The sequence below is a fragment of the Oxalobacter paraformigenes genome (assembly GCF_000158475.2).
Lineage (GTDB): Bacteria > Pseudomonadota > Gammaproteobacteria > Burkholderiales > Burkholderiaceae_D > Oxalobacter > Oxalobacter paraformigenes.
In genome coordinates this window covers 969,754-982,260 of sequence record NZ_KI392031.1, presented here as the reverse complement: position 1 = coordinate 982,260, position 12,507 = coordinate 969,754, and the positions used below count along the sequence as shown (strand labels likewise).

General features: G+C 57.2%; 14 protein-coding genes. 7 read left to right on the top strand and 7 right to left on the bottom strand.

Translation table 11 applies throughout. The annotated features are described in order from the left end of the window. Positions 1 to 196 precede the first annotated feature (196 nt). Together OFAG_RS08565 and OFAG_RS08560 are read right to left on the bottom strand one after the other, a co-directional pair. Positions 197 to 1,369, bottom strand: a complete 1,173-nt coding sequence (locus OFAG_RS08565; RefSeq protein WP_005876653.1) for an iron-containing alcohol dehydrogenase — start codon at positions 1,367 to 1,369, stop codon at positions 197 to 199. A gap of 166 nt (positions 1,370 to 1,535) precedes the next feature. After that, positions 1,536 to 1,955, bottom strand: a complete 420-nt coding sequence (locus tag OFAG_RS08560; RefSeq protein ID WP_005876655.1) for a GNAT family N-acetyltransferase — start codon at positions 1,953 to 1,955, stop codon at positions 1,536 to 1,538. 54 nt (positions 1,956 to 2,009) lie between these two features. Between OFAG_RS08560 and OFAG_RS08555 the strand changes: the two genes are divergently transcribed. Next, positions 2,010 to 2,360 carry a hypothetical protein gene (locus OFAG_RS08555; protein WP_040720073.1) on the top strand — a complete coding sequence of 117 codons (351 nt, stop codon included), beginning with the start codon at positions 2,010 to 2,012 and terminating at the stop codon, positions 2,358 to 2,360. Here OFAG_RS08555 and OFAG_RS08550 read toward each other — a convergent pair. Further along, positions 2,357 to 2,563, bottom strand: coding sequence for a hypothetical protein (locus OFAG_RS08550; RefSeq protein ID WP_005876657.1), 207 nt, complete (start codon positions 2,561 to 2,563; stop codon positions 2,357 to 2,359). The two genes, OFAG_RS08555 and OFAG_RS08550, sit on opposite strands and share 4 nt — an antisense overlap. A 41-nt stretch (positions 2,564 to 2,604) precedes the next feature. After that, positions 2,605 to 2,832, bottom strand: a complete 228-nt coding sequence (locus tag OFAG_RS08545) for a hypothetical protein (RefSeq protein ID WP_005876659.1) — start codon at positions 2,830 to 2,832, stop codon at positions 2,605 to 2,607. A gap of 191 nt (positions 2,833 to 3,023) precedes the next feature. Here OFAG_RS08545 and OFAG_RS08540 point away from each other — a divergent pair, with 191 nt between their 5' ends. The 4 genes from OFAG_RS08540 to OFAG_RS08530 all read left to right on the top strand — a co-directional run bounded on the left by OFAG_RS08540 (position 3,024) and on the right by OFAG_RS08530 (position 6,281). After that, positions 3,024 to 3,533 carry a DNA-deoxyinosine glycosylase gene (locus OFAG_RS08540; RefSeq protein ID WP_020995148.1) on the top strand — a complete coding sequence of 170 codons (510 nt, stop codon included), beginning with the start codon at positions 3,024 to 3,026 and terminating at the stop codon, positions 3,531 to 3,533. A 61-nt stretch (positions 3,534 to 3,594) separates the two neighbouring features. Further along, positions 3,595 to 3,759, top strand: a complete 165-nt coding sequence (locus OFAG_RS13920) for a hypothetical protein (RefSeq protein WP_155979199.1) — start codon at positions 3,595 to 3,597, stop codon at positions 3,757 to 3,759. A gap of 154 nt (positions 3,760 to 3,913) precedes the next feature. Next, the gene (locus OFAG_RS08535) at positions 3,914 to 5,263 is read left to right on the top strand and encodes a UDP-glucose dehydrogenase family protein (RefSeq protein ID WP_005876665.1); all 1,350 of its coding nucleotides are present in this window, start codon (positions 3,914 to 3,916) and stop codon (positions 5,261 to 5,263) included. Between the two features lie 163 nt (positions 5,264 to 5,426). Beyond that, positions 5,427 to 6,281, top strand: coding sequence for a fumarylacetoacetate hydrolase family protein (locus tag OFAG_RS08530; protein WP_005876666.1), 855 nt, complete (start codon positions 5,427 to 5,429; stop codon positions 6,279 to 6,281). Between the two features lie 77 nt (positions 6,282 to 6,358). Here the strand turns inward: OFAG_RS08530 and OFAG_RS13915 are convergent, their stop codons facing one another. After that, positions 6,359 to 6,574, bottom strand: coding sequence for a hypothetical protein (locus OFAG_RS13915; protein WP_147617647.1), 216 nt, complete (start codon positions 6,572 to 6,574; stop codon positions 6,359 to 6,361). Positions 6,575 to 7,591: 1,017 nt separating this feature from the next. Here OFAG_RS13915 and OFAG_RS08520 point away from each other — a divergent pair. Together OFAG_RS08520 and rfbC are read left to right on the top strand one after the other, a co-directional pair. Beyond that, positions 7,592 to 7,882: a hypothetical protein gene (locus OFAG_RS08520; RefSeq protein WP_005876668.1), complete on the top strand. Its 291-nt coding sequence runs from the start codon at positions 7,592 to 7,594 to the stop codon at positions 7,880 to 7,882. Then, the gene (rfbC, locus tag OFAG_RS08515; RefSeq protein ID WP_005876670.1) at positions 7,854 to 8,402 is read left to right on the top strand and encodes a dTDP-4-dehydrorhamnose 3,5-epimerase; all 549 of its coding nucleotides are present in this window, start codon (positions 7,854 to 7,856) and stop codon (positions 8,400 to 8,402) included. Before OFAG_RS08520 ends, rfbC begins: the two co-directional genes overlap by 29 nt. A 162-nt stretch (positions 8,403 to 8,564) precedes the next feature. On the opposite strand, the gene OFAG_RS08510 is transcribed toward rfbC, so the two are convergent. Beyond that, positions 8,565 to 9,521, bottom strand: coding sequence for a universal stress protein (locus tag OFAG_RS08510; protein ID WP_005876671.1), 957 nt, complete (start codon positions 9,519 to 9,521; stop codon positions 8,565 to 8,567). Positions 9,522 to 9,718: 197 nt separating this feature from the next. Further along, the gene (locus OFAG_RS08505; protein WP_020995146.1) at positions 9,719 to 12,457 is read right to left on the bottom strand and encodes a cation-translocating P-type ATPase; all 2,739 of its coding nucleotides are present in this window, start codon (positions 12,455 to 12,457) and stop codon (positions 9,719 to 9,721) included. Positions 12,458 to 12,507: the final 50 nt, after the last annotated feature.

Sequence of the window (12,507 nt, the reverse complement as noted above, 5' to 3'; positions counted from 1 at the left end):
ATTGTGTCAAAATCAGCAATTTATCCCCCAGTCACCGGGGAGCTTCACCCCCGCTCATTGAGTCTGGCACGCAGGAATTCATTCCGCTCATCCGCCTTGCCGTGCGGGCCGGAAAGTGCCGGTACGGGTAATGGAAAAGCCCGAAACCGGTTATGCAGACCGGTTTCAGGGGAATCGGGCAGGAGACCGCAAGGCGCTAGCGGTACGACTGTTCGTAAATGGCGATACAGTCCGCTTCGGTCAGGGGCGCCGGATCGAGAAGGAAAAGATCGCCCATGGTGTCGCGGGCGTTTTTCGCCATTTTCGGCAAGTCTTTCCGCCTGATGCCGTAATCGGACATTTTAAGGTTGTCCACGCCGCAGGCGGCTTGCAGTTCGGCAAGCGCCGCCACGAAATCGACTGGATGGGACGCGTTTTCCTTGCCGAGCGCTCTGGCCATGTCGATCAGTTTGGCGTCGCAGGCATGCGTCCGTGCGAAGTGGGTATAGTAGGCCTGGCTGATCATGATCAGCCCTGCCCCGTGCGGCAAGTCGGGATGGTAGGCGCTCAGGGCATGTTCCAGCGAATGTTCGGACAGGCAGGACGAGAGCGACTCGACCATGCCGGAAATCGTGTTGGCGACGGCCATGCCTTCCCGGGCCGCCATGTTCTTTCCGTCGTTTACCGCGGTCGGCAGGTGTTTGCCGATCAGTTCGATGGCTTTCAGGGACAGGGCTTCGCTGACGGGGTTGGCGCACCGGGCGATGTATCCTTCCGTGCTGTGGAACAGGGCGTCGAATCCCTGGCAGGCGGTCAGAAACGGCGGGACGGTCGCCATCAGTTCGGGATCGACGATGGAGAGCGCCGGGAAAGTGCCGTCGTAGCCGAAGCCGATCTTTTCACTGGTTTCTTCTTTGGTCACGACGGTCCAGGGATCGGCCTCGGTGCCGGTGCCTGCGGTAGTGGTGATGGCGACGACCGGCAAGGGCCGGTTTTCCGGAATGCGCGCCTTTCCGCTGCCGCCGGCGATGTAATCCCAGTAATCGCCTTCGTTGGTCGCCATTAAGGCAATGGATTTGGCCGAGTCGATGCTGCTGCCGCCTCCGAGACCGACGATGAAATCGCACCCTTCTTTTTTCGCCAGTGCCGCACCTTCCATGACGTGTTTTTTGACCGGGTTGGGAAGGATTTTGTCGAAAAGAACGGTAGAAACGCCGGCCTTGGCCAGTTGTTCTTCGACGCGGTCGAGGTAGCCGTATTTTTTGATGGATTTTCCGATTGTCGTGACGATCAGCGCTTTTTTGCCGGGCAGTTTCTGGGCGTGCAGTTCGTTTAACATGCCGGCACCGAACAGAATCCGTGTGGGGAGGTAATAGGTGAAATTCATCATGGTCCTGCTCCTTCAAGAGAATGCATTACGACGGGTAAACGGGGTGTTTTCCCGTCAATATACCCTGTTGCGTCCGCTTGCAAAAGGGGCGCGTCTCGGGAACGGCCTGAAAACCGGCCGGTTTTTTCTGGCTTTCGGGGTTGCCGGGGAATCACTTTCCCGCTTTTCAGTCGGGCGTAAAGGAAGTCTCGCCTTTCAGTACCCAGGCTCTGGGGTTGTGGTCGAAACCGATTCCCGGATAGTAGCCGTTGGCTTTGGGGGCGGCCAGAAGGACGATTTTGCAGGTCGGCTCGAGCCGGGCACGGGTTTCCGCGATAAGCCGCTTGCCGATGCCCAGACGCTGGCAGGCGGCGTCCACGGCCAGATCGGCCAGATAGGTCACGTAGGCGAAATCGGTAAAGCTGCGGGCGATGCCGACCAGTTTCTTGCCCTCCCATGCCGTGATGACCAGATTGGCGTTGTCGCGCATTTTTCCGAAAATGTCCGGCCGGTCAAGCGGCCTTCTCTCGCCCAGCGTCGAACGGCGGTACAGGTCGATCATTTCCCCGACGGTGTAAGAAGCGTTGTCTTTGTATTCGATGTTCATGGTTTGCCTTTTCCCGGAGCATGGCTGCCTTCTTTTTCGCGGAAAAGAGGGCCCATGTTCCGTCAACAGGGGCACAGTATGGCATACCGGCCCCGTTTGTTGAAGCGGGCGGGTTTTGAGGAATCCGGTTTTTCCGGGAAGGAAACCGTACAGGGGAAAGCGGGTTTTGATGAAAAGAAGCCTGTCCTGTTTTCAGGAAAGCGCTCGTATGCCGGAAAGCCGGGACGGCAGGTCTCGCATGCTAATGGCTGCGCCACTCCTGTTATGGGGAAGGACGGGAAGAAACGCGGGGAAAGCGGTTTTTTGCCGTGCAAGCAGCCGTCACGACAGGAGAAGGAAAGTCCGGGACGGAGCCTGAGGGCGGAAAACCGCCTTGTCTGGCAGGACATCCGGAAGGGTTACTAAACTGAAGGCGGGGTTTTCAGCGCGTCGATGGCCTTCTCCAGGCTCATTCCCTTGAATTGCAAATAGATGAGCGCGTAATCCGTGCCGATGCGGTCGCGCATTTCCAGCGCTTCGGCGATGATTTCCTCATTCATCAGGGCGGGCGGCAACTGGCCTTTCGAATCCAGCAAAAGCGCCTGGACTTCCCGTTGGACTTTATGCATTCCGGTGCCTCCTTTCACAGGTCTGGACTGAAGCGGCGCCCTTACAGGGCGTCCCTGGTACGGCTGCGGCGGTCGAGCCGTTGTCTAAGGACTCTTTCGATTATGTCGGGGCGGATATCGTGCTGTTCCAGGAAACGGGCTGCCGAGGAGTGTCCCTGATCGGTTGCCATTTCGATTCCCCGATCGACGACATCGGCCTTTTTCCAGTCGCGGCGGCGCTTGTTTTCTTCGGGCGGGACGGTCTGTTTTTTTTCTTCAGGCTGTTTCATGATGTCATTTGGGGTAAAGGGAAATACGTCCAGTCTAGGAAAAAAGGAAAGGTTTATTATTGTTCTCGTTCAAACCTGAAATCCGTGTGCGCTTTTTTTCCGCGTTTCCCTGCCGGAAATGGCCGGTCTTGCCGATAAAATGGCGGGAGGAAGCGTCTGAAAAACCTGTTGTCTGAAGGAACAAGGAAACCATGAACCATGTCAACCGGCCGGCTGTGCCGCTAGCTCCCTTAAACGGGCTGCCTCCCCTCTTCTCGCCCCACATCCACACGATGATTCTGGGCAGCTTTCCCGGCAGGGAATCGCTGGCGGCCGGACAGTACTACGCCCATCCGCGCAATCAGTTCTGGAGACTGCTCTCGGCTGTACTGGGCGAGGAACTGGTTTTGCTGCCTTACGAGGCCCGGCTGGAGCGCCTTTTGAGGCACGGTATCGGTTTATGGGACGTTATCACGATGTGCGAACGGATCGGCAGTCTGGATTCGCGGATCAAAAATGCCGTGCCAAATGACTTTAAGCGCTTGAAAAAAGACTGTCCGAATCTGGAGAAAATCTGTTTTAACGGCAAGGTGGCCGGGACATACGCCGAAAGACTGGCCGCGGCCGGTTACAAGACGATCGTGCTTCCTTCTTCCTCGCCGGCTTATGCGAGCCGGTCTTTCGAGGAGAAACGGGTTTTGTGGGAAAAGATTCTGGAGTAAGGGCCTAAAGCGGGCCGTTTCCGTTTTCAGGTGGCGGGATTTGCCTGTGGCAGGCCGCGGTATGGCTTTCACTCCGGCGGAAAAAGTCGTTTGTGACGCCAGACTGGAAAACGGGCCGGATTTGTATTATCGTGACGAATGCTTTTGTGTGCCAAACGCCGACCGGTTTCAGGACGTTTCTGCCGGTTCCGGCAAACAGGCAGGGATTTGCCGCCGGGTTGCCTAAACCGCGATCCGTGGGGCGAAGCGGCGAAAGTACCGGAAAAATGCAGGGCCAAACGGTGTGGAACCGTGAAAAATGGGCCATGCTACGGACTGCATTTTTTTCTCAACATGGTTTAATTTATGAAGAGGCTGTTTGATCGCAGTCTGTAACTCAGATGAAAGTAACCGTTTTTGGTACAGGATACGTCGGTCTGGTAACGGGCGTATGTCTGGCGGAAACAGGCCATCAGGTCTTGTGCGTCGATATTGATGAGGCGAAAATCGCCCGCCTCAAAAAAGGGGAAGTGCCCATCTATGAACCCGGTCTGGAGAATCTGTTAAAGCACAATGTTTCTGCCGGGAGAATATCGTTTACGACATCGGCAAAGGAAGGGGTCGCTTTCGGCCTCATCCAGATGATCGCGGTGGGGACGCCGCCGGATGAAGACGGTTCGGCGGATTTGCAGTATGTGATGAATGTCGCGGCTGACATTGCCGGGTCGATGCAGACATACCGGTATATCGTCAATAAATCCACCGTTCCTGTCGGAACGGCGGAAAAAGTCAGGAAAACCGTGGAAAGCGTGCTTGAAAAACGGGGGGTCAATCCCGGATTCGAGGTCATCTCCAATCCGGAGTTCCTGAAAGAAGGCGCGGCCATTACCGATTTCATGCGTCCTGACCGGATTATCGTCGGGGTCGAGGCGGGAAAGGATGCCGCTGTCATGCGGGAATTGTACGCGCCTTTCAACCGGAACCGCGATCGTCTGATGGTGATGGATATCCGTTCTGCCGAGCTGACAAAATACGCGGCAAACGCCATGCTGGCGACGAAAATCAGTTTCATGAATGAACTGGCCCGTATCGCCGAACGGGTGGGCGCCGATATCGAGGCGGTCAGGCACGGGATCGGTTCCGATTCGAGAATCGGGTATCACTTCATTTATCCCGGATGTGGATACGGCGGTTCCTGCTTCCCGAAAGACGTCCGCGCACTGGCCAAAACAGCGGAAAGTTCCGGATACGCTCCGCAGTTGCTACATGCCGTCGAGCAGGTCAATCTGAATCAGAAAGCCCATTTGTTCCGCTTGTTGTGTTCGCATTTCGGCGGAAAAGAAGCGCTGTCGGGGAAAACGTTCGCTGTCTGGGGACTGGCGTTCAAGCCCGAAACGGACGATATGCGCGATGCCCCTTCCCGGACGGTTCTCGAACTGCTCTGGCAGGCGGGAGCGCGTGTTCAGGCTTATGATCCGGTTGCCATGAACGAGGCGAAGAGAATTTACGGCAATCGTCCGGATTTCATTTTAACGGGCGACAAGGAATCGGCGCTGGACAATGCGGAAGCGCTTTTGATATTTACGGAATGGCGAAATTTCAGGATTCCGGATTTCGAGACACTAAAGCGCCTGAACAATCCGCTGGTGTTCGATGGCCGGAATCTGTACGACCCCGATCTGATGGAAAAAAACGGCGTGACCTATTACGCCGTTGGACGCGGCCGGACGCATTCCCTGTTTTCCGCCTGAAAAATTCCGGAGTCGGAGGGAAATCGCGGGTGAAAGGGGTGTCCGGAAAGGGGCGAAACCCGGGAATGTCCATTATCCGGTTGGGAAATGTCCCGTTTGGCGGTATGATCTTGCAGGAGGGCAATGGACATATGCCGACTTTAATTTTCAGGAGACAAACATTATGAAACTGGTTCGTTACGGCAGGCCCGGCAAGGAGAAACCCGGCCTGATTGATGCCGGGGGCAAACTTCGCGATCTGTCCGGGAAAATAGACGATTTCACGGCGGATCAACTCTCCGACAAGGCGCTGGCGAAACTGGCCAGACTCAATACGGACAGACTGCCGCTGGTTACCGGAAAACCCCGGCTGGGCGTTCCGGTAGCGCATGTGGGCAAGTATATCGCCATCGGCATCAATTACATCGAGCATGCGGCCGAAGCCAAGATGCGCATTCCGCGCGAACCGATCGTTTTCATGAAAGCCGTTACCTGCCTTTGCGGCGCCAACGACAATATCATTTTGCCGAAAGACTCGAAAAAGTCGGACTGGGAAATCGAACTGGGTGTCGTTATCGGGAAAAAGGCCCAGTACATTTCCGAGGAGGAAGCGCTCGATTATGTGGCGGGTTATTGCGTGGCCAACGATCTGTCCGAACGCGAATTCCAGATCGAGCGCGGCACCCAGTGGGACAAGGGCAAGGGCTGCGATACTTTCGGCCCCATCGGCCCCTGGCTGGTTACCCGCGACGAAGTTCCCGATCCGCAGGATCTGGAAGTCTGGCTGGACGTGAATGGCGAACGGATGCAGCACGGCAACACAAAGACGATGATTTTCACGGTCGCGAAAATCGTCAGTTACCTTTCGCACTTCATGACGCTTTTGCCGGGCGATGTCATTGCGACCGGCACGCCGCCGGGCGTCGGACTGGCCCGCGATCCGCAGGTTTTCCTGAAACCGGGCGATGTGGTTGTTGCCGGTGTGGAAAAACTGGGTGAACAGCGCCAGAAGGTCGTGGCCTGGCCCGGGAAAAAATAAGGCTTTCGGGTTCTTGCAACCGCTTGCCGGAAGGTTCCGGCAAGCGGTTTTTCATGACGGTTTCGGTGGAAAGCCGGTTAATCGTGATGAAACGGCAAGGGGCTTTGGGAAGCCGTTTTGGCAATCCGCCCGAAAACGGGTGTTTTCTCTCCCGCGGCAATACGGCTGCCCTGCCGTCTTTCCGGATTGTTTGGAAAGCTTCCTTTTCGGAAATAGCGGATTACCGGCTTGCCTGTCGGCTCCGGACTTCGGATGACCTTGCTTTTTCTTCCTTTCCGGAAAAGTCGGTTCATGGCGGTTTTCCGGGGTTTTCGCCGGTTTCCGGCCGTTCTTCTTGCCGGACGCCCGCGGTATCGGCTTCCGGTATCGGTTGGCCGGGGTTTTTCGCGGAATGAAAAGCGCCATGCGCCCGTCCGGCAAAGCCGCTTGAAACGATGGCGGCCAGCTTGCCGCCGAAGGAAAGCGGAACTGGCGCAATGGCCTCTCGTCTCCGGCTACAGCGCGAGATGAGGGTCGCCGTATTTTGTTTGCAGGCGGGCAAAACGGTTTTTCGACGGATTGTTTCCGGTGGGATTGAATACCGCTTTCTCCGGCCGGCCTGCAGCCTGCCTGAAGAGGGTACGCCCCGTTTTCCCCTTGCTTTTCGGCCATCCACAGAAACCGGAAAACCCTGGCGTGCAAGACCTTCGGGGACGGGCAGCCGCACAGGGTAAAGCCGTTTCCGAAAATCGCAATCGCCATTTCCCGCTTTCCGGCAAAGCCGTTTTTCCTTTGGCAAGCCGGCGTGCCGGCGCATGTGTTCTCCGGTTCTTTTTCCGGGACGGGCGCTTTGGGGCCGGAAACTGGGTAAAGCGCCCTCCCCGTTTCCGGAAAAAGCGCTGGCAAACCGGGAAAAACCGGCTTTAAAGCGATTTCTCCCCTGAAGGAATTTTGCGCCAGCCGGACAATGCCAAAGGGAGCGGAAACGGCAACAGCGGCTTGCGCATGGAAAGGACTGTGTCCAGTCCGGTTTGCGCAGACAGGGGAGCCATCTTTGGCCTGTTTTCTGTCCGGTTTCCGGCCATGACACAGGTTCAGCCTGTCCGGCACAGAGGCGGCGGCCGCTCGCAAGGCAAATATCCCCGTTTCGCTTCCTGCCGTATCCGGTTTGCGCGACGGATTCTTTTTCTTTTTCAGGGCCAGCGCGTTTTCGGGGCTTTCCCTTTTATTCCGGTTGCGGTACCACAAGCCGGTGGCGATAAAAGAGGGTTATGTTTAAACCATACCGATGCCAGGGGTAGCTTCCGTCTGAACGAAACCGGGAATGTCTTATGCCCACACTCTCTCAAGCGATGCTTTCTGCCGACAGTTCCTTTCGGGAAACGCTTTATAGCGCGCCCGAAAACGTGAGTTTTCTGGGAAGTCCGTTCGCGGCCGATCCCGCAACAGGCCGCTTTGTGGACGAATACGATCCGAACAGGATGCCGGACGGCAGCGGCCGGGAACAGGTTGATCCATTCGCCTGGAACCACTTCGGCAAACGTCGCGACCGTTATCACTTGCGCAATACGCCGCTTCATCTGATGCTCAATCATGAATATTACGAACACAGCCATACCTGACGTCAGGATTGTCGTTCCGGCCGTTTTCAGAAACGGGGAGGGATTTTTTCCGGAAACCTTCGATCTGGACGCGTTCAGGAAAGCGCTTGGCAAGCCGGTCGGGTTCGCCGAAGAGATCCAGACGCATACCGGACGGCATGAATTGATCGGATTGCGTTACCAGATGCCGCCTTGCGTGCAGGCTCGCCTTGTTCATGTCGTCAATGGACAGGTGTTCCATGTGGCGGTCGATCTGAGGAAGTCGTCGCCGACCTTTTCAAGGTGGGTCGGAACCGTCCTGTCCGATGAAAACGGTTATCGCTTCTGGATTCCGGAGGGGTTCGCTTCCGGTCTTGTGACGCTGAGTGATTTTGCCGATATCGTGGCCCAGACGACCCGGCCGTATTGCAAGGCAAGCGAGCGCTGCATCCGCTGGGACGATCCGGCTGTCGCGATCGACTGGCACGGCATTATCGCGCCGCGCGTTTCCGAGTGCGATCTGAAAGGCCGACTGCTGGACGAAGCCGACGTGTTTGCCTGAAAAGAACCTGCCGAAACGGAGTGCCCTTGCGTTTCCCTGCCGGTGTTTTCTGTCCTTTTTCTTCGGTTTTTGCCGGCTGCGCGCCGTTCAAAAACCGGTGGGGCAGGCTCTTAACGCCCGCATGGAATGCGCAAAGCGCGAATGAGCCGCCGCTGCCGTTTTTCAGGACGGCGATACGTCTTCCATTTTCCGGTCTTTTCCGGTTTCCTGTATTTGGCGAACTGCCGCTGTCGGCGGAACGATCAGGATGTCGCAGTCCGTTTCATAGAGCGTATTGCGCGACGTGCTGCCCAGCAGGAATTCCTCGAAACGGCTGCGGCCCTGTTTGCCCATGACGAGCAGATCGGGCTTTTTCGAGGCGGCGTGTTCCCGGATGACGGTGTGGGGAACGCCGAGCTGGATAACGGAAGTGACATGATGGGGCGTCTTGAGAGCGGCGATGAAGGCCTGCATTTCAGCGCCGGCTTTCAGGCGGATGTCGGAACGGAATTCGTGCAAAAGTCCCTGCGAAATGTTGGCATAGCGCATCATGCCTTCATTCGGGACTTCGTAGGCGTGCAGAAGGACGATTTCGGTATCCGGTCTGGCCAGCGCCAGCGCCTGCCTCGCCTGATAAAGCGAGATTTCCGAAAAATCGACGGCAATCAGGATCTTGCGGTAAGCCTGTTTCGCTTCTGTGCGGACGATCAGCAAGGGAGAAGGACTGATCTGGAGCAGTTTGCCGGGCAGGTTTCCAAGAAACGCATGACTGTGCGGGCTGTTGCCGTGCGCGCCCATGACCAGCAGGCCGGTCTGGCGTTCGGTAATTTCATGCATGATCTCGGTTGCGGCTTTTCCGAACCGGATCAGCAGTTCGCACTGGATGCCGTAATCTTTTTCCAGCCGCCGGATCACGGCGGACAACTCGTCGGACAAGCCTTGTCGTACGGCTTTTTCGGCGATTTCGGCAGGGCTTTTCAGGGCCCGTTTCAACAATTCGACAGCCGAGAGGTCCTGAACGTTGACGATGTCGAGCCGGTTTTTCCCAAGCTGGGCGCACAGCATGGCTGCCCGGTTTTCCGCCATCGTGGCGCATTCGGACATATCGGTTGCCACCATGATGCTGTCTGGTTTTTTCATGAGGGTCTCCTTCGGGAAGGCAGGGAAAATCCGGCCTGTTTATCCGTTACTTTATACCTTAACGCGCTGTATTTCATCCGGAAGGACAGGTTTTCGGAAAAATGGCCCGGTTTGTTTCCTGTTTTTTGCATGAAGTGTCGCAGCCTGTCCGGGCTGTCGGGGCAATACGGGAGGAACGCTCGGGCAAAAGACCGTTTTCAGAAGTCGGGTTCGCCGTTGCGCTTGGCAAGCCAGCGTTCGATGGCCTTGTCCATTTCGATGATGAGGAAGGTGGCGACTCCCATGGCGAAAACGAGAATCCAGTCTTTTGGACTGAGCGGCGCGGTATCGAATATCTCCTGGAACCAGGGGACGTAGGTGTACATCAGCTGCAACACGACGAGGATGCCGATGGCGACATACATGGTTGTGTTGCCCCGGAAGATCCTGAAGGTGAGAGACGAGGCTCTGAGGAAACGGCAGTTCAGCAAATACGCCATTTGGCCGACGACGATCGTGGCGGCAACGACTGTTTGCGCGGCCTGGAGGCTCTGTCCGTTCCGCAGTTCCCAGTCGAAGAGCAGCAAGGCGGCCAGCATGAGGATAAAAGAGGTGAAAATGATGCGCCAGACCATGTAAAGGGTCAAAGGCGGCGCTTTCGGATCGCGCGGGGGACGGTCCATGACATTGGCTTCGGGCCGTTCGAAAGTCAGCGCCAGACACAGGGTGGTGGCCGTGATCATGTTGATCCAGAGAATCTGCTTGGAGGTCAGCGGCAAGGCGAAGTCCAGCAGTACGGCGGCGATCACGACCAGCGACATGCCGCCATTGGTCGGCAAAAGGAAAAGAATGCCTTTTTGCAGATTGTCGTAAATGCGGCGCCCTTCCCTGACGGCCCCGGCAATGGTGCTGAAGTTGTCGTCCGCCAGCACGATGCTGGCCGCTTCCTTGGCGGCTTCGGTGCCTTTCTCCCCCATAGCCAGCCCGACGTTGGCGCGCTTCAGGGCGGGGGCGTCGTTGACGCCGTCGCCGGTCATGGCGGTGATTTCGCCGTTGGCCTGCAAGGCTTCGACAAGACGCAGCTTGTGTTCCGGACTCGTGCGGGCGAACACGTCCACTTCTTCCACGGTGCGCCGCAGGGTTTCGTCGTCCATTTTCTCGAGTTCGGCGCCGGTAACAGCCGGTTTGCCCACCCCGATATTCAGGCGTTCCCCGATGACGCGGGCGGTTTCGACATGGTCGCCCGTGATCATTTTGACGACGATTCCGGCATGGTGGCACTGGTTGACCGCCAAAAGCGATTCTTCACGCGGGGGGTCGATGATGCCGAACATGCCGAGCATGACGAGGTCGTGTTCGACGTCGGCAAAACCGATTTCCGTCGTATCGGGCGAGACTTTTCTGGCGGCGACAGCCAGTGTCCGCTGGCCGTTTGAGGCGATCTCGCGGATGTGGTGATGCCAGTAATCCCGGTCGATCGGCCGTTTGCCGTCTTCGGTGCGTTCATCGGAACAGCGGTCGATGACGGTTTCGGGCGCGCCCTTGATGAAGATGTAACGGTTGCCCTGGCTGTCCTGATTCAGGGTGGCCATGAACCGGTGTCCGGATTCGAAGGGAATGGACGAGAGCCGGTATTCCAGATTGCGCTGGACATTGGGTTCGACGCCGGCTTTCATGCCCAGTGTCAAAAGCGAGCCTTCCGTCGGGTCGCCCACCACCGTCCAGCTGCCGTCCTTTTCCTGGAGGACGGCGTCGTTGCAAAGGACGGCGGCATGGATCGCGTCTTCCAGTTCGGGATAACGGTACGGCTCGACCATGTGATGGTTCAGATAAAATTCGCCGGCCGGAAAATAACCCGTTCCGGTCACTTCAAAAGTCCTGTCCGGCGTGACGACGGTCTGGACGGTCATTTCGTTTTTGGTGAGTGTCCCGGTCTTGTCGGAACAGATGACGGTGACCGAACCCAGGGTTTCGACGGCCGGCAACTTTCTTACGATGGCGTTTAACCGTGCCATGCGCTGGACGCCCAGCGCCAGGGTAATGGTCATGACGGCCGGCAACCCTTCGGGAATGGCGGAGACGGCCAGCGCCACGCATATCAGGAACATGTCGGCCATGCTGTAGCCCTGCATGACGGTGCCGACTAAGAAAGTGAAAACGGTAACCGCCAGAATGCCGACGGTCAGCCAGCGTCCGAAGACGGCGATTCTTTGCAGCAGGGGCGTCGTGATTTCCCTGACGTCGCTGATCATCTGGCCGATGCGGCCGAATTCGGTTTTGTCGCCGGTCGCGACGGCCACACCCAGCGCGTTGCCTTGCGTGACCAGCGTACCGGAATAAACCATGTCGAAACGGTCACCCAAAGGGGTGTCGATGGGAATGGTGTCGATATGTTTGGCAACCGGCTGCGATTCGCCGGTCAGCGCGGATTCATCGACAGAAAGGTTGTTTTCGTCGATCAGGCGGATGTCGGCGGGAACGCGGTCTCCGGACACGAGCGAGACGATGTCGCCGGGCACGATTTCTTCGCCCGGAATGGACATGCGCTGGCCGTTACGGATAACGGTCGCTTCCAGCGAGAGCATTTTCCGGATGGCTTCCAGCGCGCTTTCGGCTTTGCCTTCCTGGATGAATCCGATAATGGCGTTGATCACAACCACCCCGGCAATGACGCCCGTATCGACCCAGTGGCCGAGTATGCCGGTTATGACGGCCGAAACAAGCAGCACATAGATCAGGACGTTGTTGAACTGGAGGAAGAAGCGCACGAAAGGACTGCGCGGTTTGGTGGCCGACAGCAGGTTCAGGCCGAATTCACGAAGCCTTTTTTCGATCTCGTTTCCGGAAAGTCCTTCTTTTCCGGTTTCAAGGCGCGACATGACCTGATCGGCCGACATGGCGTACCAGGGCAACGTCATCGCGAACCGCTCGTTTTTTACGGTAATTTCCTTGTCCAACTGGCGCTCCTTTACGGCTCGGCCGGTTTTGGCAGTCCGGCCGGCAGACG

Excerpts from the sequence above, each read along its gene's own strand:
- OFAG_RS08565 (WP_005876653.1), bottom strand. The coding sequence starts at position 1,369 with ATGATGAATTTCACCTATTACCTCCCCACACGGATTCTGTTCGGTGCC.
- OFAG_RS08560 (WP_005876655.1), bottom strand. The coding sequence starts at position 1,955 with ATGAACATCGAATACAAAGACAACGCTTCTTACACCGTCGGGGAAATG.
- OFAG_RS08555 (WP_040720073.1), top strand. The coding sequence starts at position 2,010 with ATGTTCCGTCAACAGGGGCACAGTATGGCATACCGGCCCCGTTTGTTG.
- OFAG_RS08550 (WP_005876657.1), bottom strand. The coding sequence starts at position 2,563 with ATGCATAAAGTCCAACGGGAAGTCCAGGCGCTTTTGCTGGATTCGAAA.
- OFAG_RS08545 (WP_005876659.1), bottom strand. The coding sequence starts at position 2,832 with ATGAAACAGCCTGAAGAAAAAAAACAGACCGTCCCGCCCGAAGAAAAC.
- OFAG_RS08540 (WP_020995148.1), top strand. The coding sequence starts at position 3,024 with ATGAACCATGTCAACCGGCCGGCTGTGCCGCTAGCTCCCTTAAACGGG.
- OFAG_RS13920 (WP_155979199.1), top strand. The coding sequence starts at position 3,595 with ATGGCTTTCACTCCGGCGGAAAAAGTCGTTTGTGACGCCAGACTGGAA.
- OFAG_RS08535 (WP_005876665.1), top strand. The coding sequence starts at position 3,914 with ATGAAAGTAACCGTTTTTGGTACAGGATACGTCGGTCTGGTAACGGGC.
- OFAG_RS08530 (WP_005876666.1), top strand. The coding sequence starts at position 5,427 with ATGAAACTGGTTCGTTACGGCAGGCCCGGCAAGGAGAAACCCGGCCTG.
- OFAG_RS13915 (WP_147617647.1), bottom strand. The coding sequence starts at position 6,574 with ATGAACCGACTTTTCCGGAAAGGAAGAAAAAGCAAGGTCATCCGAAGT.
- OFAG_RS08520 (WP_005876668.1), top strand. The coding sequence starts at position 7,592 with ATGCCCACACTCTCTCAAGCGATGCTTTCTGCCGACAGTTCCTTTCGG.
- rfbC (WP_005876670.1), top strand. The coding sequence starts at position 7,854 with ATGAATATTACGAACACAGCCATACCTGACGTCAGGATTGTCGTTCCG.
- OFAG_RS08510 (WP_005876671.1), bottom strand. The coding sequence starts at position 9,521 with ATGAAAAAACCAGACAGCATCATGGTGGCAACCGATATGTCCGAATGC.